18 protein-coding genes are annotated in these 23,526 nt (G+C 58.0%); 3 read left to right on the top strand and 15 right to left on the bottom strand.

The window, feature by feature from the left end:
• Positions 1-201 precede the first annotated feature (201 nt).
• Positions 202-603 carry a VOC family protein gene (locus ACP90_RS13810; RefSeq protein WP_201030468.1) on the top strand — a complete coding sequence of 134 codons (402 nt, stop codon included), beginning with the start codon at positions 202-204 and terminating at the stop codon, positions 601-603.
• Positions 604-670: 67 nt separating this feature from the next.
• Here the strand turns inward: ACP90_RS13810 and ACP90_RS13805 are convergent, their stop codons facing one another.
• A complete protein-coding gene (locus ACP90_RS13805; RefSeq protein ID WP_062491618.1) occupies positions 671-1,033 on the bottom strand; it encodes a cupin domain-containing protein in 363 nt (120 codons plus the stop codon).
• A gap of 105 nt (positions 1,034-1,138) precedes the next feature.
• Here ACP90_RS13805 and ACP90_RS13800 point away from each other — a divergent pair, with 105 nt between their 5' ends.
• Positions 1,139-2,608 carry a PLP-dependent aminotransferase family protein gene (locus tag ACP90_RS13800; RefSeq protein WP_062488665.1) on the top strand — a complete coding sequence of 490 codons (1,470 nt, stop codon included), beginning with the start codon at positions 1,139-1,141 and terminating at the stop codon, positions 2,606-2,608.
• A gap of 19 nt (positions 2,609-2,627) precedes the next feature.
• Here ACP90_RS13800 and atzF read toward each other — a convergent pair whose 3' ends face one another.
• Genes atzF through ACP90_RS13775 form a run of 5 tightly spaced genes read right to left on the bottom strand, consistent with a single transcriptional unit; the run spans position 2,628 to position 9,651 of the window.
• The gene (atzF, locus tag ACP90_RS13795; protein ID WP_062488664.1) at positions 2,628-4,466 is read right to left on the bottom strand and encodes an allophanate hydrolase; all 1,839 of its coding nucleotides are present in this window, start codon (positions 4,464-4,466) and stop codon (positions 2,628-2,630) included.
• A gap of 21 nt (positions 4,467-4,487) precedes the next feature.
• Entirely contained in the window at positions 4,488-6,119 is a 1,632-nt protein-coding gene (locus ACP90_RS13790; RefSeq protein ID WP_055654506.1) for an ABC transporter ATP-binding protein, read from the bottom strand.
• 11 nt (positions 6,120-6,130) lie between these two features.
• The gene (locus ACP90_RS13785) at positions 6,131-7,021 is read right to left on the bottom strand and encodes an ABC transporter permease (RefSeq protein ID WP_062488663.1); all 891 of its coding nucleotides are present in this window, start codon (positions 7,019-7,021) and stop codon (positions 6,131-6,133) included.
• A complete protein-coding gene (locus ACP90_RS13780; protein ID WP_062488662.1) occupies positions 7,018-8,043 on the bottom strand; it encodes an ABC transporter permease in 1,026 nt (341 codons plus the stop codon). Before ACP90_RS13780 ends, ACP90_RS13785 begins: the two co-directional genes overlap by 4 nt.
• A gap of 3 nt (positions 8,044-8,046) precedes the next feature.
• The gene (locus ACP90_RS13775) at positions 8,047-9,651 is read right to left on the bottom strand and encodes an ABC transporter substrate-binding protein (protein WP_062488661.1); all 1,605 of its coding nucleotides are present in this window, start codon (positions 9,649-9,651) and stop codon (positions 8,047-8,049) included.
• 123 nt (positions 9,652-9,774) lie between these two features.
• Here ACP90_RS13775 and ACP90_RS13770 point away from each other — a divergent pair, with 123 nt between their 5' ends.
• A complete protein-coding gene (locus ACP90_RS13770) occupies positions 9,775-10,689 on the top strand; it encodes a LysR family transcriptional regulator (RefSeq protein ID WP_062488660.1) in 915 nt (304 codons plus the stop codon).
• Between the two features lie 83 nt (positions 10,690-10,772).
• On the opposite strand, the gene dnaE is transcribed toward ACP90_RS13770, so the two are convergent.
• From dnaE to nuoN, 9 genes are all read right to left on the bottom strand, one after another.
• On the bottom strand, positions 10,773-14,276 hold the full coding sequence (gene dnaE, locus ACP90_RS13765) for a DNA polymerase III subunit alpha (protein ID WP_208993529.1): 3,504 nt from the start codon (positions 14,274-14,276) through the stop codon (positions 10,773-10,775).
• A 509-nt stretch (positions 14,277-14,785) separates the two neighbouring features.
• Complete coding sequence (locus ACP90_RS13760) at positions 14,786-15,502, bottom strand: ABC transporter ATP-binding protein (RefSeq protein WP_022998443.1); 717 nt, start codon at positions 15,500-15,502, stop codon at positions 14,786-14,788.
• Between the two features lie 11 nt (positions 15,503-15,513).
• Positions 15,514-16,818 (bottom strand): lipoprotein-releasing ABC transporter permease subunit, encoded by a 1,305-nt coding sequence (locus ACP90_RS13755; RefSeq protein ID WP_022998442.1) that lies wholly within the window; start codon positions 16,816-16,818, stop codon positions 15,514-15,516.
• A 124-nt stretch (positions 16,819-16,942) separates the two neighbouring features.
• Positions 16,943-18,271 (bottom strand): proline--tRNA ligase, encoded by a 1,329-nt coding sequence (gene proS / locus ACP90_RS13750; protein ID WP_055656575.1) that lies wholly within the window; start codon positions 18,269-18,271, stop codon positions 16,943-16,945.
• Positions 18,272-18,832: 561 nt separating this feature from the next.
• Positions 18,833-19,123: a DUF1467 family protein gene (locus ACP90_RS13745; protein WP_022998440.1), complete on the bottom strand. Its 291-nt coding sequence runs from the start codon at positions 19,121-19,123 to the stop codon at positions 18,833-18,835.
• Between the two features lie 3 nt (positions 19,124-19,126).
• The gene (gene mce / locus ACP90_RS13740; protein ID WP_006934701.1) at positions 19,127-19,531 is read right to left on the bottom strand and encodes a methylmalonyl-CoA epimerase; all 405 of its coding nucleotides are present in this window, start codon (positions 19,529-19,531) and stop codon (positions 19,127-19,129) included.
• A 44-nt stretch (positions 19,532-19,575) separates the two neighbouring features.
• A complete protein-coding gene (locus ACP90_RS13735; RefSeq protein WP_055654514.1) occupies positions 19,576-21,261 on the bottom strand; it encodes a ribonuclease J in 1,686 nt (561 codons plus the stop codon).
• A 42-nt stretch (positions 21,262-21,303) separates the two neighbouring features.
• The gene (locus ACP90_RS13730; RefSeq protein ID WP_062488659.1) at positions 21,304-22,077 is read right to left on the bottom strand and encodes a biotin--[acetyl-CoA-carboxylase] ligase; all 774 of its coding nucleotides are present in this window, start codon (positions 22,075-22,077) and stop codon (positions 21,304-21,306) included.
• 8 nt (positions 22,078-22,085) lie between these two features.
• Positions 22,086-23,525, bottom strand: a complete 1,440-nt coding sequence (gene nuoN / locus ACP90_RS13725) for an NADH-quinone oxidoreductase subunit NuoN (RefSeq protein ID WP_062488658.1) — start codon at positions 23,523-23,525, stop codon at positions 22,086-22,088.
• Position 23,526 lies beyond the last annotated feature (1 nt).

Here is a 23,526-nt window from a genome sequence, read left to right as displayed (position 1 = left end):
TGCGCGCCTTATAGTTGGGAAGAAATTTTATTTCAAGGCCCAAGGGCCGGTTTTCTTCATCCCACTCGCCGTTTGAAAAGCGAATTTTCCCACTCTGGTGCAAGCTCACGTTTCGATACCTTGATAAGCAGCGACGTGTGTTGACGAACAATCATGGCATTTATACCTATTTTGGACTCGCCACAGCAAGGACACTCCACCGTGACCACCAAAGGCATCAACCACCTGGGCCTCACAGTCCGAGACCTGGATCAGACCACCGCCTTTTTCACCGAGCTGCTCGGCTGGCAACTGCTGGCACGTGATGACAACTACCCGCGAACAACCGTTTCCGACGGTACTGCCCGCCTGACGCTCTGGCAGGCAGACCGCACAAGGCCTGTGACGGGCTTCGACAGGAAAACCAATATCGGCCTCCACCATCTGGCCCTTGAAATCTCAAGCGAAGAAAAGCTGCTGGAAATTGCCGAAAAGGTGAAGGCCTGGCCGGGAGCCGAGATCGAATTTATGCCGGAGCCTCTCGGCGGAGGCCCACGCAAGCACATGATGCTGGCTGAACCCGGTGGTATCCGCATCGAATTTATCTGGCCCGCAGGGCAGTAAAAGCTCGCCGAGAACTACCTCGTTGGCCAGGCCGGAACGCACAAAAGTCCCGGCCCGAACCACTTTGTCAGATCCAGAGATCGTTTTCCTGGGTCCTGTCTCCGCCCGCATGGCCGGTATTGAGAATACCCTTCGGTTCGATCAGCAGCAGCTCGGCTTCAGATTCCGCATAAGGCTTGTGCTCGACGCCCTTCGGCACGACGTACATTTCCCCCTCGCCCAGTACAATGGCTCGATCACGAAAATCGATGCGGATTTCGCCCTTGAGAACGATGAAGGTCTCATCCGTTTCAGGATGATCATGCCAGACGAAGTCTCCTTGAATGCGGGCGATCTTGAACTGGTAATCGTTCATTTCCGCAATGACGCGAGGCGACCACAACCCTTCGAGCCTTGCAAGTTTTTCCGTGAAACGGATCGGATGTTCCATTGCCATGTCCGGCACTCCTGATTGATGAAATGTCCGACCCGGTTTGACATCTCTCCTAAAATCAAAACAGATACAAAAACTCGAAAATGAACAGACACAGTTGAAATGGTTTCGTTCAAATACCAGTCCGTTGCCCAGTCCCTGGCTCAACTGATCGACAATGGCACCTTGAAGCCCGGGGAGAGGTTCCCTTCCCTCCGGCGCACCATGCGCGGGTATTCCGTTAGCCTGTCGACAGCCAACCAGGCCTATGCCCATCTCGAAGACAAAGGCTATATCCGGGCACAGGCAAAGTCCGGCTATTTCGTCACCCGCCCAGCAAGCCACAGGCTCATCGAGCCCAGTATAACAACGCCACCCGAGACCAGCCGCAGTGTCGTGTTTCAGGTTCCTTACCTGGAGATGCTCGAACATGCGTCAAACCCGGCATATGTGCCGCTTGGCTGCGCCATTCCCGCCCCGTCTCTGCTGGCCGCAGAGCCGCTGAACGCCTTGCAGGCACGACTCCTCCGCTCGAAAGGACAGCAACTCAACGCCTATGGGTCTGCTCAGGGGTTACCGGAACTCAGGAGAGAAATCGCAAAGCTTATGTGCCTGCATGGCAGCACAGTTTCCCAGGAAGAAATTGTCATTACGAGTGGCTGCACCGAAGCTCTGGGGCTCGCACTTCAAACGCTCACACAGCCGGGCGATACGATCGCCGTTGAATCGCCCGCCTATTTCGGACTGCTGCAGGTGCTCGAACGCCTGAAACTGAAGGCCTGGGAGTTGCCAACCTCGCGGGACGGCATCGATCCGTCCGCACTCGAGCTGGCTCTGAAATCGGGAACCGTAACTGCCGTTGCCTTGTCGTCCAGCTTCACCAACCCACTCGGCACCATGATGCCGGAGCCTGCGAAACGTTCTGTCCTGAAGCTGCTGGACCGTTACAAGACACCCTTGATCGAAGATGATACCTACGGCGGCCTCGGGTTTGGCGGATGCCGTCCGGCACCGTTTTTCAGTCTGCCGCACGAGACCGAGATCTTCTATTGCAGCTCTTTCTCGAAAACCCTCGCCCCAGGCTACCGAACTGGCTGGATCCGCGCGCCCGGCCGCATTGCCCAAATCACCAAGGCCAAGTTCTCCGCCTCAATCTGCAACCCGTTGGCACCTCAACTGGCTTTGGCTGAATTTCTGTCATCCCGGGACTTCGAGCGCCATGTGTCTCGCATGGCCCGGACAATGGAAACCAATGTCTCGCGCGCGCGCCGGGCCATTGCACAGTCCTTTCCGGCGGGTACCAGGGTCACACATCCGGACGGCGGTTTCGTCTTGTGGATAGAAATGGACAAAAACATCGACACAACAATTCTTTATTACAAATCTTTAAATCAAAATATCTGCTTTGCTCCTGGCAGTCTTTTCACCGCATCAGGCCTTTATGCAAATTGCCTTCGCATCAGTTGCGGCGACGTTTGGTCGGACGCACTTGAATCCGCTATTTACCGCCTGGGGACGCTGGCCTGCGAAGAGCTTGGTAATCAGCAATCAGAAGAAACATTCCGCCTACCCTCAATTTCCCGCACTGACTGAACCCTCGTATGTCAAAAGTTCAGCTTGCATGCGCGGTCAGCTTCTCGTCCGAGACATCCGGCTGGGAAACGGAAGCAACCACTGAGGAAAGATAAGTTCGCCAGGAACTCAGTTCGGTGATTTCAACAGCCCCTTCAACTGCATGTCCTTCACACAAAAATCCCTTCACGTCGGTTCCGTCTTCCAGCTTGACCGTGCCGATGCACAGCGGTGCCGGAATACCCGTCATGAAACTGCCGAAGGTCTCAAGCGGCATTGCCCAGACCTCCACATTGATTGATCCGCCCGAGCCGGCCCCAACCTGCACAAGGCCCGGCCGCTTCGGAGGCCCGCCTGCAAGTGCAAAGAAACGGTATTCCGGTGCTGTCTTGCTGGATTTTACAAAGCGTGCGCCGTGAGAAATCAGCTCCTTGTTTAGCGGCAGTCCCGACATGTGGGCGCCGCAGACCGCAACAGCTATTTCACCGGCAGCGATCTCGCTTGTGGTCAGCGCAGGTTTCTGGCGAGCCCAGGTCGTTGCTCCAAGCGGCCCCGCTTCCACTGTAGCGGCAAGCGCGGCGGCGGCTGCATCCTGACCGCAGCGGGCCAGAACGGTCAGGCTTCCAGGCCGGCCGTCCTGTCGCAAACCTGTTGGCACGGCAATACCGCAAAGATCTAGAAGGTTTACGAAATTCGTGTAGGTGCCAAGGCCCGAATTCGGGCCAATGGGGTCAGCGGTAATTTCTTCTACCGAGACGAATGTCGGTATCGTCGGAACGCAGAGGAAGTCCGTTTCTGCCAAAAGCTCATCACATATCCGGCGCAGGTCCTGCAGCTTGTAAAGTCCACGGAATGCGTCGACAGCGGTCAAAGAAAGACCCGGTTCGATAATTGCGCGCGTCGTCGGATGAAGCGTCTGCGGCGCATCAATCAGACGACTACCGACAGCAGCTGTACGTTCCGCGACCCAGGCCCCCTCGTAGAGCAGGCTGGCGACATCGTAAAACGGCTGAAAATCGATTTCCTGCACAACGGCCCCCTGCGTGCGCAGCGATGCGATCGTTGCCCTGAAATGGTCCGCCTGAGCCATGTCACCGAAGGTTTTCAGTGAAGCATCGTCAGGGACCGCGATCCGTACAGCTCCCTGACTGGCAGACAATTGCTTGACCGGCAGCTGCCTGGAATAGGCATCTGCCGGGTCGTAGCCTGCAGCAGTCTCGAATACGGCCCATGCATCCGCAACGGTCATGGCAAAAATCGAGATCGTATCGAGGGTCCGGCATGCAGGGACCAGACCTGAGCCGGACAGAACGCCCAGGCTTGGTTTGAGCCCCACAATGCCGTTGAGGGCTGCCGGCACACGCCCGGACCCTGCCGTGTCGGTTCCCAGCGAGAAACACGCGAACCCGTGGGCAACAGCAACGGCCGAGCCTGAGGAAGAGCCACCGGGAACGATTTCCGGATCCACCGCGTTCAATGGCACGGGGTATGGCGTTCTCACTCCGACGAGGCCAGTCGCGAATTGATCGAGATTGGTCTTGCCAAGACAAATTGCACCCGCTTGCCGAAGACGTCCAACGACAAAAGCATCGCTATCAGCGAAATACTCGAAATCCGGGCACGCTGCAGTCGTCGGCATGCCAGCCACGTCGATATTGTCCTTGGCCACATAGGGAATTCCCCAAAGAGGCCGGTTATCGGGATTGCCTAGACTACGGGCCTCAGCAAGTGCCGTTTCTCGTGCCTGGTGAATGAAGATTCCCGGGTCGCCGATGGCATCAAGCCGCCTGAAGGCTTCTTCGATCACGGCCTCAACAGACAAGCCTTCGGCGTAGGCCTGCCGGAGCCCGGCGAGCGTGAAGGGAAGTTCGCGGATCATGTCTAGTCCTTCCAAAATATCTTAGGCGGCGGTTTTGCGCGCCGGTGCCTGGGGCGCAGCCGTAAGCAATTCGCGAGTGTACGGGTTCTGGGGCGTATCCATGACCGTCTCGACGGCTCCCGCCTCAACAACTTTGCCGCCCTTCATGACGACGACATGGTCGCACAGCAGACGCACGACATTGAGATCATGGCTAACGAAAAGGTAACTCATGCCAAGCCGGGCCCGTAGGTCTGCAAGCAGGTTCAGGACAACGGCCTGAATGGAAACATCCAGAGCGGCAGTCGGCTCATCAAGGATCAGGAGATCGGGATCCGGGGCGATTGCCCTGGCTATGCCGACGCGCGCCTTCTGCCCCCCTGACAGCTGGTGCGGAAACCGATCAAGAAGATGGCTCGGCAAGCCTGTCAATGCGGCCAGCTCTTCCACCCGTTCGCCCAAGTGGGCGCCTTTCAATCCTGTCAAACGCTTCAATGGTTCGGCTATCGACTGACGAGCGGTATGTCTGGGATTGAGACTGTCCGTCGCATCCTGGAAGACCATCTGGATTTTCTGCCGCAGTGGATGCCGGGAGAAGTTCTCCGACGGGAGCTTGGCAATATCCTCCCCCCTGAAAAGCAGGTGGCCCGACGTCGGATCAAGCAGTCGCACGATCATGGAAGACGTGGTGGATTTTCCGCAGCCGGATTCGCCGACCAGTCCCACGCTTTCGCCTTCGCGAATAGTGAAGCTGATGCCCTTGACGGCGTACACCGGACCGGATTTGCCCTGGTAGGTCTTGGTCAGGTTGACGACTTCCATCATCGGAGAATTGCCGATTGTCCGTGCGGCCAGCGGCGCACGTTGATCTTCCGGCAGCAATGAACGAATGCTGGCTCCGCGCCGCGGCGTCGCGTCCACCAGTTTTCTGGTATAGGCATGTCGAGGGTTTGAAAACAGGTCCGCCGGCCTGCCCTCCTCCACAATGACACCGTCCTTCATCACGACGATGCGGTCGCAATATTCGGACGCCAGGCCGAGATCGTGCGTAATCAGGATCGACGACATTTCGCGCGCCCGAACAAGATCATCGACAAGGTCCATGACGGCCTTTTGGGTGGTGATATCGAGGCCGGTGGTCGGCTCGTCCGCGATGAGAAGCTTGGGGTCACAGGCAAGCGCAATGGCAATCACGACGCGCTGGCACATGCCCCCCGAAAGCTCGAAGGGATAGGCTTCGTAACGCTCAGCAGCCTCGTTGATCTTCACCGCCTCCAGTGCCTCGATTGCCTTTGCTTTCGCATTTTGCCTGGTCGCCCGGCCATGCTGGCGAAGGACGTCCTCAAGCTGGTGCCCAACCTTCCGAATGGGATTGAGTGCGGCACGTGGGTTCTGAAAGATCATCGAGATCTCCCGACCGCGGATTTCACGCATGTCACGCTCCGCCGCCTGCTTGAGATCGATACCGTCATATACCGCTTCACCGGATTTGATCCGGCCACCGGCGTCCAGAATGCGCATCAGGGCATAGGATGTAACGGATTTTCCCGATCCGCTTTCCCCGACGATGCCCAGACGTTCGCCCTTGGCGAGGTCGAAACTGATACCCTTGACGGCCTGAACGTCACCGCGGCGGGTCTTGAAGGCAACTTTGAGATCCTTGATGGTCAGCATGGCAAAGCTCCTCAGGTCCGGCGACGCGGGTCGACGATGTCGCGAAGACCGTCTCCCATCAGGTTGAAGGTAAAGACTGCCAGCATCAGCCAGAGCCCCGGAAACAACGCCAGCCACCACTCGCCGGACACGATGAAATTCGCGCCTTCAGCAACCATGATGCCCCACTCCGGCGTGGGCGGACGAACACCAAGGCCGATAAAGGACAATCCGGCCGCGTTCAAAATGGCCCACCCCAGATTGAGCGAGACCTGCACCATCATCGGCGGCAGGGCATTCGGGAATATGTGAAACGCAAGCACCCCGGTATCCGAATTGCCGGCAAGCTTTGCGGCAAGCGTGAAGCCGGCTTCCCGCCGGATGTTGACCTCCGCACGAACAAGACGGGCGTAGAACGGAATGTTGATGATCGCAGTGGCCAGAATGATGTTGGAAATCGAATTCCCGAGCGCCGCCACAATGCCCATGGCCAGCACGAACAATGGAAAGGCCATGATGGTGTCGAGAAACCGGTTGAGCACTACATCCAGCCAGCCTCCACGGTAACCGGCCACGGCACCGAGGACCGAACCGATGACGAAGGAAAGCGCGACAGCGGACACCGAGATGATCAGATCAAGGCGCGTTGCAACGATCACCCTTGAAAAGACATCGCGGCCAAGATTGTCGGTTCCGAACCAATGAGACCAGCTGGGGGCCTGCAATGCATTTGCCGCATTCGTCTGCAGCGGATCGTAGGGAACCAGTGCAGGCCCGAGCAGTGCTGATCCGATGAAAAAAGCGAACATGGCGAAAGACAGGGCCGTGACCGGATTTTCCCGAAGGACATAGATCGTATGGGCCAGCGCACCGGAGCCGGTCTTCCGCTCCGCGACGGTTGGAGGCAACGTCGTATCACTCATTTCGAAGATGTCCCGAAACGTGGATCAATCAGCGAATAGGACAGATCGATCAAAAGGTTGAGAATGACGAACAGCAATGCCATCGCCAGAACGAACCCCTGAACCGCGGCGTAATCGGAAACCACAAGCGCCTCGACCGCATAGGATCCGATGCCTGGCCAGGCGAAGACCTTCTCGACCAGCACATTCGCCCCAAGCACAAAGGAAAACACCATGCCCAGCGTGGTCACGACCGGAAGCAGGGCGTTGCGGAAAGCGTAGCCGTAGAGGACCATCCCTGGTCCGAGGCCTGCTGCCCGTGCGGTCCTGACATAGTCGGCCGCCAATGCAGACAGCATCGCCGCTCGCGTCATGCGCGCGATCGGGGCAAGGGTGAAGAGGGCTAGCGTCGTTGCTGGCAAGACCAGCTGCTTCAGCGCTCCGAACCAGGTTTCCAAATCTCCGGCAATTGCAGCGTCGATCAGGAAGAACCCGGTTATCCTGGGCGGATCAAGATAGATGAAATCGAGCCTGCCGAGGGGCGACGGAGCGATGCCCAAGAGGTAATAGAAAACGTAGATCAGAACGATGCCGGTGAAGAAGGTCGGCAGAGATACGCCAGCGGTGACAAGGATCCGGCATAGCTGGTCAATCCAGGTTCCCGGCCGTGTCGCTGCCAGAACGCCGAGTGGAACGGCTATCAGGCAGGACAGGATCAGGGCGGAGAGCGTCAATTCGAGCGAGGCCGGCAGTCGGGACGCAAGTTCCGTCGCAACCGGCCGGCCGGTGGAAACCGACTGGCCCAGATCTCCCTGCAGCAGATCTCCTACATAGATCAGGAACTGCTCCGGCAACGGTTTGTCGAGGCCAAGAGACCGTCGAACCTCTTCGATGGATTCAGGCGTTGCCGCAGCTCCGGCAAATTGCACTGCTGGGTCACCGGGCAAGGCACGTGTGAGGATGAAGCTGATCACCACAACGCCAATCAGAACCGGTATCGCCTGCAGAATGCGGTTAAGCGTAGCTGAGCTGCGACGCGCCATGACCTAGCTCTCCACGTTCGTCAGAGAGCGGACATCGAGCTGGCGGTGGAACCAGAACTCGTAACCGTCGGCACTGTTGACCGCGACGTTGAGCGCCGGTTGATAAAGCGGAATCCTCGGCAGGTCTTCCATCGCGACCTCGAACATCCGCTTGATCTTTGGCGCGTACTCCGGATCGTCCTGCGCCATGTGAAGCGTTTCCGAGGTCAGGGTCTCGATTTCCTCGTTTCGATAATTCGAGGAATTGAAAAGGTTGCCTTCCTGATACGCCCAGAAGAAGTAGTAGTCGGGTGTGTCCAGCCAGCCGCCGAAGTTTTCCAGATGTAGCGGCAAGCGCTTTTCCACGAGCACCGCCGTGCGCCAGTTTGCCCCGGGGATCTTCTCGATTTCCGTCTTGATGCCGAGTTTGCCGAGACTTTCCTGGATCAGCAGTGCAGTTGGCTCCATCCAGGATGCAAGGTCTGTGCTGATCGACAGAGGGACTTCGAAGCCATCAGGATAGGCGGATGCCGCAAGCAACTCCTTGGCTTTCTCCATGTCATGGCTATAGGGCGACTTGCGTGGCCAGGAGGTGTCTTCAATGGTCTCGCTACCGCCCCACAACGGTGCGCCGCGGCCGTAAGCTGCAGTATCGAAGATATCCTTGTAGGGAATCGCGTAGGCGATAGCCTTGCGCACATTCGGATCCTGGAAAGGTTCGAAAGTGTAATTCAGGCCAACCACATGCATGGTGTTGGCAATCGGTGTGGAATACACCTTCACCTTTTCAGCGAGCTCAGCAGCATCCTTATCCGGTATGTCGAAGGACACCTGCACATCACCACGTTCGATCAGGGCGCGGCGCGTTGCCGGACTCGGCACTTCTCGAACAATGATTCTGCGAACCTTGGGCAAAGGTCCACCAGCCCATTCGTCAAAGCGTTCGTAAACGATCTGCTGGCCGGAATCCCAACGGGCAACCTTATAGGCCCCGGACCCGGCAGGTGTCGTGTGAAGATACTCAGTCGCCCAGGGATCATCGGCTGTCGCATGTTCCTTCGCGACTTTCGAATTGATGACGAACGGCACAGGAACTGCCAGATCCGGCAAGGATAGCTTTGATGGCTTGTCGAGCTTGACGACAAAGGTTTCCTCATCGACGGCTTCAAACTGATCCGGCCGCACAAGGCCGCCAGCTTTCATCTGCGTGCTCGGGAACCCGCCAACTGACACTGCCCTGTCGAAAGACCATTTTACATCCTCAGCGGTCACCTTGCTGCCGTCCCAGAAAACGGCGTTCGGCTTCAGCTTGAAGGTAATGGTCAAACCGTCGTCGGAAATTGTCCAGCTTTCCGCGAGTTCCGGTTCCAGCTTCGAATAGTCGAAGGAAACGCTGCCATCGTCCAGGGTCTTGCTGCCGAACGTAATCAACCGGTCATAACTGTTGATGGCAACCTGATAGCTGGCCCTGTTGGTACCGGTACGGTGAAGATCCAGACTGTTGATGGTCTGACCGGTCACCGCCACCAGAGTATCGCTTGCGGCGAAGGCAGACAGGGACCGGGAAAACGGGAGGGCGCCGACGACGGCAGCTCCGGCTTTGAGGAATTCGCGTCTGTGTAGGGACATGTTCGGAAACTCCGCTGTGCGATTGGCTTTCCGAAGCTTGCAGGTGTTTTCTGTTTCCGAAAAATGCTATAAATTCACAGATGCGATGAAAAAAATGCAACACTATAAACAAAGCCTATTGAAATGAGACACTTATACACGTTTCAGCTCATTGAGGCTGTCGCCCGAGCGGGCTCCATCAGAAAAGCGGCGGAAGACATGAACCTGACCGCCTCGGCGCTTACGCGCCGGGTGCAAAGGTTCGAGCAGGAGTTTGGCGCACAGCTCTTTGAGCGCCTACCGAAGGGCGTACGTCTCAACCCTGCCGGAGAGCTTCTTCTCCACCACTACCGCGCAAGCCTTTCAGACCTTGCTCGTGTGCAGAGCCAGGTCGCGGATCTTGCAGGAGAACGCAGAGGGCACGTTTCCATCGCCTGCTCCCAGGCCATGGTTCCTTATTTCCTGCCCGAGCAGATCGCCCGGTACCGGTGTGATCATCCGGGCGTCACGTTTTCAGTCAACGTCAGGGACAGAACCCAGGCCGAGCAGGAACTCGTGTCCTATTCCAGCGACCTGGCACTGGTGTTCGAGCCAGTCTATCTGGTGGATTTCGAGGTGCTTCATGTCATCCCGCAGGAGGTTTTTGCGGTCATGGCGAGCGACCACCCACTGGCAAAAAAAGCGGAGGTGCGCCTGCGGGATTGTCTCGATGTACCCCACGTCGCACCGACAACCAAATATGGCGTCAGGCATCTGCTGGACTTTGCTGCCCGGCGTGGCAGTCGCCGCGTATCTCCCGCTGTCGAAACCGAAAGCTTCGACCTGATCCGGCACTACGTTCTTTGTGAGAAACTGATCGGCTTCCAGATCCCTCTGGGGCTCAGAGAGCAGGATGACGGCTCGCTGGTTTTCAAACCGATCTCGAGCAAGGACCTGCCACCCGGGAACCTAATTCTGGGCCAGATGCGCGGGCGAACACTTCCCGTGGCTTCAGCGCGCTTTGCGTTGCAGCTGGCCACTGCGCTCAAGGACTATCACAGCGCCCGCATCGGCAACTGACAGAGCGAGCATTTTCAGGACCATTGAAACCCTGGCGCACCAGCGCTCCCACAGTGAAATCGCACTGTCGGCGCCCTGGATGCTCACGCCACCTGTACGTCCGTTACACCTGGCACTGCCTTGAGTGCGCCCGCAATTTCCGGTGACAGGCGGAACCGGCCGGGGAGTTTGACTTCCACTTCCCGTGCGCCGTTTTCCAGAAGCACAATCACTGTTACGTCGCCTTCCCCCCTCACCTGCAACTGCTTTGCAAGGCTCGGGATTGGACGTTCATCGCGAACAAAGACACGCATGCTTTTCTGCAGGCGGGCTGCAACCTGATCGATCGGATCAACCTGTTCGATTCGAAGGGAGGGCTCGTCGTCGCGCATGTCGGCCCCGACGAGCACGACAACGGAACGTCCAGCCTGCAAGGCATCCCGGAACTGTTCGAGTTTCTCCCGGAAGAGCAACGCCTCATACTGGCCCGTAGCATCGGACAAGCGAACGATACCCATGCGATTGCCGGTCTTGGTCTTGCGTTCCTGCATGGACACAACGGTGCCGGCAAGCCGGCCGTGAGACGCCCCCTTCTTGACTGCTTCCGAAAACTGGCTCCACGGCTGTGCCCGCATCTTTTCCAGCACGGAGGCGTATTCGTCGATCGGATGCGCTGACAAATAAAACCCGATCGCCGAGTGTTCCCGCTGCAGCTTCTCTTCGTTTGTCCAGCCATGGACATCATCCAGCTGCAAGGGTTCTTCGCTGTCGCTGCCACCAAAAAGCTCATCCTGGCCGAGCGTCTTGTTTTCCTCGGTGCGTTGAGCCAGGCCCATGATCCTGTCGAGGCCTTCAAAAACCCGCGCCCGGTTGGGCTCAAGCTCATCGAATGCACCAGCCGCCACCAGGTTTTCAAGCGTTCGCTTGTTGAGGGCCTTGGGTGAAATCCGACGCGCAAAATCGCCAAGGCTCTTGAAAGGCTTGTCGCCCCGAACCTCAACAATGTGTTCAACAGCCTGCTCGCCGACACCCTTGATCGCGCCCATCGCGTAAAGGATCTTGCCGTCGGCAACGTCAAAATAGACTTGCCCGCGGTTGATTGTCGGCGGCTCGATCTCGATCTTCATGCGCCGACATTCCTGACGGTAGTCGCCCAGTTTTTCCGTATTGCCCAGATCCAGTGTCATGGAAGCGGCCATGAACTCGACCGGGTGGTTCGCCTTGAGCCAGGCCGTATGATAGGAGACCAGTGCATACGCCGCAGCGTGCGACTTGTTGAAGCCGTAGTTGGCGAACTTCGCCACAAGATCGAAGATTGTTCCGGCGTGGCTCTTGTTGATCCCACGTTCCACCGCGCCGTCGACAAAACGCGCCCGCTGGACTTCCATTTCCGCGGCAATCTTCTTACCCATGGCGCGGCGCAGAAGGTCAGCTTCACCGAGAGAGTAGCCGGACAGAACCTGCGCAATCTGCATCACCTGTTCCTGGTAGACGATAATGCCGTTCGTCTCCATCAGGATGGGTTCAAGCAAGGGATGCAGACAGTCCGGGTCCTGTTCGCCGTGCTTCACCGCGTTGTAGACCGGGATGTTCTCCATCGGTCCGGGACGATACAAAGCCACAAGGGCAATGATGTCTTCGAACCGGTCGGGTTTCATGCCTGCAATCGCGCGGCGCATGCCCTGACTTTCCAGCTGGAACACGCCAAACGTTTCGCCGCGCGCCAGCAGCTTGTAGGTTTTCTCGTCGTCGATCGGCAGGGCTGCGACGTCGACGTCGATACCGCGCCGTTCAATCAGCTTCACCGCCGTATCGATAACCGTCAGTGTCTTCAGGCCGAGAAAGTCGAACTTAACAAGTCCGGCATCTTCCACCATCTTCATGTTGAACTGGGCAACCGGCATGTCGGAACGCGGGTCTCGGTAGAGCGGCACCAGCTGTTCCAGAGGCCTGTCACCGATGACAACGCCCGCAGCGTGCGTGGAAGCGTGCCGGTAAAGGCCTTCGAGCTTCTGAGCCATGCCCAGCAGCCGCTCGACGATTTCCTCTTCCTTGGCTGCCTCGCGCAGGCGTGGCTCTTCCTCGATCGCCTGACCAAGCGTTACGGGATTTGCCGGGTTGGCGGGAACAAGTTTGCAGAGCCGGTCGACCTGGCCATAAGGCATTTGCAGCACGCGGCCGACATCGCGCAGCACGGCGCGGGCCTGAAGCGATCCGAAGGTGATGATCTGCGCGACCTGCTGCCGGCCGTATTTTTCCTGAACATAGCGGATCACTTCTTCACGCCGGGTCTGGCAGAAGTCGATATCGAAGTCAGGCATCGAAACGCGTTCAGGATTGAGGAAGCGTTCGAACAGCAGCGAGAACCGCATGGGATCGAGGTCGGTAATGGTCAGGGACCAGGCAACCAGAGACCCCGCACCGGACCCGCGACCCGGGCCGACCGGAATATCCTGCCCTTTTGCCCATTTGATGAAGTCGGCAACGATCAGGAAGTACCCGGGAAATTTCATGCGTTCGATGATGCCGGTCTCGTAGTCGAGACGGTCCCAGTAGTCCTTCTCCTCAAGACCCGGCGCCAGTCCGTGCGCATCAAGGCGCGCCTGCAATCCTTCGCGCGCCTGGCGGATCAACTCTTCCGCTTCTGCCTTCTCCGCTTCTTCCGGATCCGCATCCGCACCGGCAAACCGGGGCAGGATCGGCGCGCGCTTCAACGGGCGGAAGCTGCAGCGCCGGGCAATTTCTACCGTTGAAACAAGCGCCTCTGGCAAATCCGCAAAGAGCGCGCACATTTCCGCGCGGCTTTTGAAGTAGTGCTCCGGTGTCAGGCGTCTGCGGTCATCCTCTATCAGCACCCGGCCTTCAGAAATGCAGATCAGGGCGTCATGAGCTTCATAGTCTTCGCGCTTGGGAAAGAAGGCTTCGTTGGTGGCGACCAGTGGCAGCCCGTATTCGTAGGCCAGATCGAGAAACGCGTCTTCGGTCTTGCGCTCGGCTTCCATGCCATGGCGCTGGATTTCCACGTAGCAACGGCCAGGAAAACGGTGCGCCAGTGTTTCCAACCGGCTTTTTGCGAGGTCCTTGCGTCCGGCAAGGAGCGCAGCCCCGATCGGCCCTCCGACACCACCGGTCAGAATGATAACGCCTTCGGACTTTGATAGAAGATACCCGGAGGAAACGTGTGGCCTCAGACCGGTCTCCGTGTCGAGGAAGGCCCGAGAACTCAGCTCCATCAGATTGCCGTAACCGGCTTCTGTCATGGCGAGAAGAACAACGTCCGAAAGCGCAGGTTCCCCTCTCCGCCCGCTTTCAAGTCCATCGTCGAAAAAGACGGAAAGCTGACACGCCGCAATCGGCTGAATTCCGGATCCCCACGCTTTGGTTGCAAATTCCTGCGCGCCAAACAGATTGTTGGTATCGGCAATCGCCAGCGCCGGCTGGTCATCGGCCTTGGCGAGGTCGAGAAGCTTCTTGATCGGCAACGCACCTTCCAAAAGCGACAACGCGGAATGGACCCGAAGGTGAACATAGCCGGGACCGCTAGCCTCACCGCCGGCATTTTCTGACGAACCGGAAGACAGAGAATTATTGGGATCTGTAGCAGACATGGCGGCTCTCATAACATCTTCCAGAATCAGCGCTCAAGTGAAGCGTGTTCGGAATTGCGTGTCGAGACGCCGAAGGAGTTGTTACCGCTGTTCTTTGTAATCCTGACTTCGCATCACACCGCAGCGGACTGAGTCCAGGAACTCAAAAAACGCACTGACACCATTTGCCGAAACAACGACCGTTCAGCAGAGATTGATCAGCCGACGGACAGAAGCACGTCGCCCCAGACGGCGAGCGTCGTGCAGAAGCAAACCATTGCACCGAAAGCGGCAAAATCACGAGCGATATGGATCATCACATCCTCCAACCGTTGCTAATTGCGTAACTGGATGATGTTCCATTTTTGTTCCTATTGCAAGCCCTTTTTGTTCCCCTTGTCATCAAGCAAATCAAATTTGCTGAAAACTTTGGGTTTTTGCTTTGTTCTTCTGGGCAATCGCGGCTCTGAGGAGCCCGGTCACACGGGTTAGAAGCAATTTTCTGGCTTGGAATATCTTACCGGAAAAACCTAGAGGTCCCTGACCAGGCCTTCGGACAGCGTTATTGCCCTGTCCATCCGGCCCGCCAGTTCCAGGTTGTGAGTTGCGAACAGCGTCGCAACACCGGACGCCCGCACCAATGCCTGCAAGGCGTCGAATACATAGCCTGCAGTGTTGGGGTCCAGATTTCCCGTCGGTTCATCCAGAAGAAGGATACGAGGCGCATTCGCAACCGCACGGGCAACGGCAACGCGCTGCTGCTCCCCACCGGAAAGCTCCGAAGGGCGATGGCTGCCACGCTCACCGAGACGCATGTATTTCAAAAGTTCGTCTGCTCTCTCCGCTGCCATCTTTCGCGGCAAGCCACGGATCATCTGTGGCATCATCACGTTTTCCTGTGCGGTAAACTCCGGCAGCAGGTGATGAAACTGATAGACGAATCCGATGTCGTTACGCCGGATCGCCGTGCGCTCATCATCCGACAGATCCGAACAGTTGACCGGTCCGAGGAAGACATCGCCCTCGTCCGGGCGCTCCAGCAAACCTGCAATATGCAAGAGGGTCGATTTGCCGGTTCCGGAAGGCGCCACAAGGGCAACCATCTCACCGGCCTCGATGCGCAGATCGGCGCCGTTCAGGATATGAAGTTCGCGATTACCCTCGTCGAAACTGCGGGTAATGCCAGACAATTGCAGGGCGGCGGGCGCCAGTCCCGGTGCCTGGTTGGGGTCAACGGCCATGTTCATCTCCCGTCTCCCTATTCATATCTGAGGGCTTCAACGGGATCGAGCCGCGCAGCCCGCCACGCAGGATAGACCGTCGCCAGCAGTGACAACGCAAGCGCCATGACAAGCACTGTTATCGTCTCTCCGGAGTCAATCTCCGCGGGCAGCTGTGACAAAAAGTAGAGCGTCGGATCGAACAGTTCCGTCCTGGTAAGCCAGGAAACGAATTGACGGATGCTCTCGATGTTCAGGCAGACCAAAAGTCCGAGGAAGAAGCCGGCGAAAGTACCCACGAAGCCGATGCTGGCGCCTGTGATCAGGAAGATCCGCATAATCGACCCACGCGTCGCGCCCATGGTCCTCAAAATCGCGATGTCCTTGCCCTTGTCCTTTACCAGCATGATCATTCCGGAAACGATATTGAGCGCCGCCACCAGGACGATCAGCGTTAGGATGATGAACATCACGTTCCGCTCCACCTCAAGGGCTGCAAAGAAGGTGACATTGCGCTGGCGCCAGTCGGTTACGAAAGCCGGCCGATCCGCGGCCTCCTCGATCGTGTCCTTCATGATACCGACCCTGTCGGGGTCAGCTACATAAACTTCGATACCGGTCGCCTTGGTATCCATGTTGAAATAGGCCTGCGCCTCTTCCAGTGGCATGAACAGAAAGGTCGCGTCGTATTCACTCATGCCGATTTCGAAAATGGCGGTGACCGGATAGGCCTTCAACCGCGGCGTAACGCCCATGGGGGTCACACTACCGCGCGGTGAGATAATGGTGACATTGTCACCAAGGGTGATGCCGAGCTGTTGCGCCATGCGCGAACCAATGGCAACCCCCTCGCCCTCATCGAACCCGTCAAGGGTTCCGGCCCGCACATTGTTCGCGATAAGCGGCACACGGCGCAGATCGCTTTCGTAAAGGCCACGAACGAGCGCTCCGAAATTCCCTGCAGGCCCGGAAACCAACGCCTGGCCTTCCACAAAGGGCATGGCACTGACCACATCCGGCACACCCTGCAACCGGGCAGAAACCGCATCATAGTCCGTCAGCGGCTGGTCGATCGGCTGAACCAGCATATGACCGTTGATACCCAGGATCTTGCCGAGAAGCTCCGTCCGGAACCCGTTCATCACCGCCATCACGATGATCAGCGTTGCCACGCCAAGCATGATGCCAGCAAAGGAAAAGCCTGCAATGACGGATATGAAGGTTTCGCGGCGCCTTGATCGCAGGTAGCGCCCTGCAATCATCCATTCAAATGCGGAAAAGGCGCGTGTCGGGGCTGCCGGTTTGCGACCGTCGTCAATGTCCGCCGTATCTACCGCTGTCATTGTCCATCCAGTTCAGCACAGCCCCAAATTCAGCACAGCCCACCTACCGAAATATTTCCGGCAGGCCGGCTGGCCGCAGCAGACGCCGCGACCGAATCCCCACACAGAGGATCACCGGACTTGGTTAGTCCGTCAATGCCGCCGTCAGCTTGTTCAAGGTGGCTTCCGGAGAAAGCATTTCCTTTTCCCCAGTTGCCCGGTCCTTGACTTCCAGCAAGCCGTCTTTCAGTCCACGCGGCCCGGCAACGACCTGGAACGGCAAGCCAATCAGATCCATCGTCGCAAACTTGGCACCGGCCCGGGTGTCCGTATCGTCGTAAAGAACCTCGATGCCGGCAGCTTCAAACTTGGCATAGAGATCTTCACACACCGGATCCGTCAGGTCGTCACCCGGCTTCAGATTGACCAGCCCGACATGGAACGGCGCGACGGATTTCGGCCAGACGATTCCATTTTCATCATGATTGGCTTCGATCAAGGCGCCAAGAAGGCGTGAAACGCCGACACCGTAGGAGCCCATGTGGACCGGCACTTCCGTGCCTTCTGCAGTCGCAACCTTGGCACCCATCGCATCGGAGTACTTGGTACCGAAATAGAAGATATGACCGACTTCGATACCACGCGCCGACACGCGGGTGTCTTCAGCCAGTGCACCGAAGGCGGCTTCGTCGTGCATTTCGTCCGTTGCCGCGTAGGGCGTCGTCCATTCGGTCACGATCGGCGTCAGGTCGGAGGAGAAGTCCGTATCTTCCGCAGGCGTCGGCAGCTCCAACAACGACTTGTCGCAGAAGACTTCGCTTTCGCCGGTGTCGGCAAGAATGATGAACTCGTGGCTCATGTCGCCGCCGATCGGGCCGGTATCGGCTTTCATCGGGATCGCCTTCAGCCCCATGCGCGCGAAGGTGCGCAGGTAGGCGACAAACATCCGGTTATAGGCATGGCGGGCCGATTCCTTGTCCAGATCGAAGGAATAGGCATCCTTCATCAGGAACTCCCGGCCGCGCATGACACCAAAGCGCGGGCGCACCTCGTCACGGAACTTCCACTGGATGTGATAGAGGTTCAGTGGCAGGTCCTTGTAGGATCGCACGTAGCCACGGAAGATGTCGGTGATCATCTCCTCGTTTGTCGGCCCAAACAGCATGTCCCGCTCATGACGGTCGGTGATGCGCAGCATCTCCTTGCCATAGGCATCATACCGGCCACTCTCACGCCACAGATCGGCTGACTGGATCGTCGGCATCAGCAACTGGATCGCGCCTGCCCTTGCCTGTTCTTCTTCTACGATCCGTTCGATCTTGCGCAGGACCTTCAACCCAAGTGGCAACCAGGAATAGATTCCGGCGGACTGCTGACGAATCATGCCGGCACGCAGCATCAGCCGGTGGGACACGATTTCCGCTTCCTTGGGTGTTTCTTTCAGTATGGGCAGAAAGTAACGGGAAAGACGCATGAATGTTCTCTCAATCTTGGGCATCGCCTGTTTTGTGCGCAGTCAAAGCGCAAGCTGCCACCAAATACAAGCCCTTTGCGCAGGCATGCCTGCCTTATACAGAAATGACGGCAAAATAGCGCGCAAATGCAGGCATTTGCTGAAGTTTGCCGCCTAATTTTTTGCCGGCTTCAGAACTAAGGTCTTAGTACCAATTGCCGCCAAGGAAATAGGCAAGCAAAAAAAATAGCCTGTGCACGACAAATAGGTGACAAGGCTGAATCAATCCGCTAGTTTCCATCTTCATAACAAAAAGATGCCTTGGCAGAAATGCCAAGAGGCTCAAGGACATCGCGGTCTGAGTCTTGGGAGGAAGGATCCTCAGGCGCACCTTTTGGTTTGCAGCCGCCCAGCTGTACGGGAATACCGGACAGTAAGGGTACAGGGTCGAATTTAGACGCGGAACTTTACAAAGGCAGAGCTTGGCTCTGCCTTTTTTCTTTGCGGAATAGCGTCAGTTTTCTTGCAACCGAGCGCACTTGTCGTGGGATCCGAACAAATATGCCCCGGGAGGCGCACCCGTCAGTTGGACGGGTGACTGTAGCTGCCGGTTGGCGGGTTGAGGAACGGAATGTCGTCCAGCCCGAATCCCGAGTTGCGCATACCGAGGTATCCGGCAAAAACCACAGTGGTGACGATGGTGGTCAGGATGATTACCCGACGGAATCGCGGCTGCTCGGGAGCGCTTGGCTCGGTTCCTGGTACAACCTCGCCTGCTTCCTCCTGCGTCCGGCGCATGCCGAACGGCAGGATGGCAAACAGAATGATCCACCAGAGCATGAAATAGATGGCCATGCCGAACGCGATGGACATGAATTAAGCCTCTTCCAGTTCAGTCAAGGTACCGAGAAAGTCCTTGGGATGCAGGAACAGCACGGGTTTGCCATGCGCCCCTATCTTCGGTTCACCGTCGCCGAGTACCCGGGCCCCATCTGCCAGCAGCTTGTCGCGCGCGGCAATAATGTCATCGACCTCGTAGCAAACGTGGTGAATGCCACCTGAGGGATTCTTTTCCAGGAACTTTGCAATGGGAGAATTCTCGCCAAGCGGCTCGAGCAGCTCGATCTTGGTGTTCGGCAAGTTGATGAACACCGTGCTGACGCCGTGATCCGGCTGCTCTTCCCTGGCTGAAACCTCTGCACCGAGAGTGTCCCGGTAGACTGCCGTTGCTGCCTCGATATCCGAAACCGCAATGGCGACGTGATTGAGCCGTCCGATCATTTGCAAACCTCCGCTGTCGGCGGCCACTCAGGCCGCCGTGATGACTATAGTTGGGTCACCATCACCTTGCAGAGCGTCTTTTTGCCCCAGACGTTCAGGATCTCGGACCGGGCTGCACGGCGCGCAGCCTCCGCAACCAGATCCTTGTCCTTGCGCCGGTTCTTCGGGATGCTGGTAACAGCGCCCCTGACAGCCTTGATGACGATATCCTCCATCGGATCACCTTCATCATCCGTGTCCGGCAAACCCAACAGGACAACATTGGGGTCGTCCAGCAGCTCCCCGGATCGGTTGACCACCAGCGCGATCACCGCAGCGCCTGCGAACGAAAGCTTGCGCCGTTCCTTGACGCCGGTGACTTCCGGATCGTCCAGGATATCCCCGTCTTTCACCAGGATGCCTGACGGCGCCTCGTCGATGATGCCGGCACGACCCGCACTCAGGCGGATGATGTCCCCGTTCTTGCCGCGCACCACTTCAGGCACCCCGAGGTCCTTTGCGAACGCGGCGTGGGCGGCAAGATGCAACGGTTCCCCGTGGACGGGAAGCACGACTTTCGGCTGGACCAGTTTGTAAAGCTGCTCCAGCTCGCCCCTGCGCGGGTGACCGGACACATGCACAAGGGCGTCACGGTCGGTGATGATGTCGACATCCTTGTCGGCAAGGTTGTTCAGCACCTCACCAACGGCTTTCTCGTTGCCGGGGATCGTGCGCGAAGAAAAGATGACCATATCGCCCTTTGACAGCGCGATGTTGCGATGGTCGCCGGCTGCGATCCTGGCAAGGGCAGCGCGGGCTTCGCCTTGCGATCCCGTGCATAAAAGCACGGTCTTTTCCCGCGGCAGATAGCCATAGGCCTCTTCATCGTGAAACGGCTTCAGTCCATCCAGATAGCCAAGCTCTCCGGCAACCTCGATCACCCGGTGCATCGAGCGGCCGACAATCACCATGTCGCGGTCGTTCGCGGCGGCTGCTTCCGCAATCGCCCGAATGCGGGCGACGTTGGATGCAAAGGTGGTGACCGCAATTCGCTTGCTGGCCTTTGCCATCACCTTTTTCAGCTCGACAGCAACATCTGCCTCGCTGGGGCTGACACCGTCACGAATTGCATTGGTACTGTCACAGACAAGCGCCATCACCCCTTCCCGGCCGAGCTCGGCAAGCCGGTCCAGATCGATGGGAAGGCCGACGCCAGGCGTCCTGTCGATCTTCCAGTCGCCGGTATGCAGCACCATGCCGGCAGGCGTGCGGATCGCCAGCGCGCAGGGCTCCGGAATGGAGTGCGCCATCGCAACAAATTCGACATCAAACGGACCAATCTTGTGGCGCTCGCCCTGCTTCACCACCGTCACCGGAACCTCTTCTGCTCCCGGCTCGCTTTCCGTCTTGGCTGCGAGCAGACCGGCAGTGAAGGCCGTTGCATAGACCGGTACCTTAAGGAAGGGCCACAGATGCAGGATCCCGCCGTAATGGTCTTCATGTGCGTGGGTAATCACCATGCCGGCGATATTGTCGACTTCATCTTCCAGGAACTTGATGTCCGGAACGACTACATCGATGCCCGGAAGCTCCGGTCCGGCGAAACTCACACCACAGTCGACGATCAGCCATGTCCGGTCATCTTCCGGACCATAGCCGTACAAACCGAGGTTCATGCCGATTTCGCCAACCCCGCCCAGGGGCAGAAACACGATGTCGTTGTTGTTGTTGTTTTTCTTGGCCGAAGCCATGGATTGCTCCTTTAAACGTCAGATCGGGCAACGGCCCGGCGCTCAAGCGCCAGGCAAAAACACATCACCCGCATAAATCGTTCGCTCACCGCCACCATCCTGTTTCAGGACCAGGTGGCCGCGCGCGTCCAAATCGGCAAAAGTGCCGGTAATTTCTTCCTGGGCAGTCCGAACCGTTATGGTCTTGCCCAGATGTGCCGCCCGTTTCAGCCAGGCTCGGCGAATTCCTTCAAAGCCGCCCGGTTGCTGCCAGCGAGACAGGTTATCCGCCAGCGTCTCCGCAAGACATTCGAACAACCGTTCAGCTGTTACCTGATAGCCCAGGCTCCTGAGATCCGTCGCCTGATACAAGGACAACGGCGGGTGGGAAACACAATTGACACCGAAACCAAGGACAACTGCCTGCCGGCCATCGTTAAGCGTTTCAGCCTCCAGCAGGATACCGGACAGTTTCGAGCCCTCTACAAGCAGGTCGTTTGGCCATTTCAGGCTTACCAGTTGCAGTGTACCTGCGGCTTTGTCAACGGCTTCCGCCAATGCAACGGCAGCGGCAAGCGGCAATTCGCCGATCCGTTCAGCCGGTTTTGGGTCGATCAGAAGCAGGCTGGCGAACATGTTGCCTATCGGTGAGGACCAGTCACGCCCGCGGCGCCCGCGACCTGTGGTCTGCTCGTCCGCCCTGATCCACAGATGACCAGTGTCCCCTTGCCGTGCCTTGTCGAAACACAGCGAATTCGTGGAGCCGACAGTTTCCAGCTCCACAAAGCGAAAGTCCGGCGCACCTGGCGCCGGACGTTCATGTCCATAACTTGTCATGCGATCGATCAGAACAGCGACTGGGCAGCAGAGCTGGCCGCGCTGACGATCTGTCCCGGTGCCAGCCAGAAGAAGATCACGAATACACTCGACAGGCCCAGAACCACGCGCAGCTCCATCGGCATGGCCTCGAAACCCTCAACAGGTTCGTCGAAGAACATGACCTTGACGATCCGCAGGTAATAATAGGCACCTACAACCGACGCGACCACGCCGATCACGGCCAGCGGGAAGAGACCGGCCTCGACGGCCGCGCTGAACACGTACCACTTGCCGAAGAAACCGACCAGCGGCGGAATACCGGCGAGCGAGAACATCAGCAGACCCAGCAGGATTGCCATCGGCAGGTTTGTCTGGGACAGCCCAGCAAGATCGCCGATCTCCTCGACCATGCCATCCTTGCGGCGCATGGACAGGATGCAGGCGAAGACACCAAGCGTCATGCCCATGTAGGCGATCATGTAGAAAATGACGCCTTCGACACCTGTCTGGGTGCCGGCAGCAAGACCGACCAGCGCGTAGCCCATGTGACCGATGGACGAATAGGCCATCAGTCGTTTCAGGTTGTGCTGACCGATAGCCGCGAAGGCTCCGAGTACCATCGATGCTATCGACACGAACACGATGATCTGCTGCCAGTCGTTGGTAACCGGCTGGAAGGCCTCGATCACGATCCGGACCAGCATGCCCATAGCGGCAACTTTCGGTGCAGCGGCGAGGAATGCGGTAACCGGGGTTGGCGCCCCTTCATAGACATCCGGCGTCCACATGTGGAACGGAACCGCGGAAATCTTGAAGGCAAGACCGGCAAGAATGAAGGTCAGGCCGATCACCAGTCCGATGGAAGCGCCATCGTGGGACAGCGATTCCGCGATACCCTCGAAGGCCACCTGCCCTGTGAAGCCATAAACCAGCGACATGCCATAGAGCAGCATGCCCGACGACAGCGCGCCCAGCACGAAGTACTTCAGGCCGGCTTCGGTCGAGCGCACGCTGTCCCGGTTGATGGCGGCAACGACGTAGAGCGAAAGGCTCTGCAGTTCCAAGCCGAGATAAAGTGCGATCATGTCATTCGCCGACAGCATCAGCATCATGCCGAGCGTCGCAAGAACGATCAGGATCGGATACTCGAAATGGTCGAAGGACTGGCTCTTGGCATAGGCCCAGGACATGGCGATGGCAAAGAACGAACCTGCCAGCACCAGCAGTTTGAGCAAGTAGGCGAAATCGTCCAGAACGAACGAACCGCCGAACGTTTCACCAAAGGCCGGCACGAACAGAAGCACCAGGAAGGTGCCGCCGAGCAGGCCCATTGCTCCACCGAAGACGGCGTAGCTGACGCGCTTGCCGCCAAAGGCGCCGATCATCAGCAGCACCATGGCTCCGAGGGCCAGGATGATCTCCGGCAGTACCGGCTTGAGATCTGGCAATAGGGTCAATTCAGACATA

Source organism: Labrenzia sp. CP4 (genome assembly GCF_001579905.1).
In the GTDB taxonomy this organism is placed as follows: domain Bacteria; phylum Pseudomonadota; class Alphaproteobacteria; order Rhizobiales; family Stappiaceae; genus Roseibium; species Roseibium algicola.
Note: the sequence above shows the minus strand (reverse complement) of the source record. Positions and strands in the feature narration are given on the sequence as shown.

Coding starts and splice junctions, on each gene's coding strand:
- ACP90_RS13805 (WP_062491618.1), bottom strand. CDS start 1,033: ATGGAACATCCGATCCGTTTCACGGAAAAACTTGCAAGGCTCGAAGGG.
- ACP90_RS13800 (WP_062488665.1), top strand. CDS start 1,139: ATGGTTTCGTTCAAATACCAGTCCGTTGCCCAGTCCCTGGCTCAACTG.
- atzF (WP_062488664.1), bottom strand. CDS start 4,466: ATGATCCGCGAACTTCCCTTCACGCTCGCCGGGCTCCGGCAGGCCTAC.
- ACP90_RS13790 (WP_055654506.1), bottom strand. CDS start 6,119: ATGCTGACCATCAAGGATCTCAAAGTTGCCTTCAAGACCCGCCGCGGT.
- ACP90_RS13785 (WP_062488663.1), bottom strand. CDS start 7,021: ATGAGTGATACGACGTTGCCTCCAACCGTCGCGGAGCGGAAGACCGGC.
- ACP90_RS13780 (WP_062488662.1), bottom strand. CDS start 8,043: ATGGCGCGTCGCAGCTCAGCTACGCTTAACCGCATTCTGCAGGCGATA.
- ACP90_RS13775 (WP_062488661.1), bottom strand. CDS start 9,651: ATGTCCCTACACAGACGCGAATTCCTCAAAGCCGGAGCTGCCGTCGTC.
- ACP90_RS13770 (WP_062488660.1), top strand. CDS start 9,775: ATGAGACACTTATACACGTTTCAGCTCATTGAGGCTGTCGCCCGAGCG.
- dnaE (WP_208993529.1), bottom strand. CDS start 14,276: ATGTCTGCTACAGATCCCAATAATTCTCTGTCTTCCGGTTCGTCAGAA.
- ACP90_RS13760 (WP_022998443.1), bottom strand. CDS start 15,502: ATGAACATGGCCGTTGACCCCAACCAGGCACCGGGACTGGCGCCCGCC.
- ACP90_RS13755 (WP_022998442.1), bottom strand. CDS start 16,818: ATGACAGCGGTAGATACGGCGGACATTGACGACGGTCGCAAACCGGCA.
- proS (WP_055656575.1), bottom strand. CDS start 18,271: ATGCGTCTTTCCCGTTACTTTCTGCCCATACTGAAAGAAACACCCAAG.
- ACP90_RS13745 (WP_022998440.1), bottom strand. CDS start 19,123: ATGTCCATCGCGTTCGGCATGGCCATCTATTTCATGCTCTGGTGGATC.
- mce (WP_006934701.1), bottom strand. CDS start 19,531: ATGATCGGACGGCTCAATCACGTCGCCATTGCGGTTTCGGATATCGAG.
- ACP90_RS13735 (WP_055654514.1), bottom strand. CDS start 21,261: ATGGCTTCGGCCAAGAAAAACAACAACAACAACGACATCGTGTTTCTG.
- ACP90_RS13730 (WP_062488659.1), bottom strand. CDS start 22,077: ATGACAAGTTATGGACATGAACGTCCGGCGCCAGGTGCGCCGGACTTT.
- nuoN (WP_062488658.1), bottom strand. CDS start 23,525: ATGTCTGAATTGACCCTATTGCCAGATCTCAAGCCGGTACTGCCGGAG.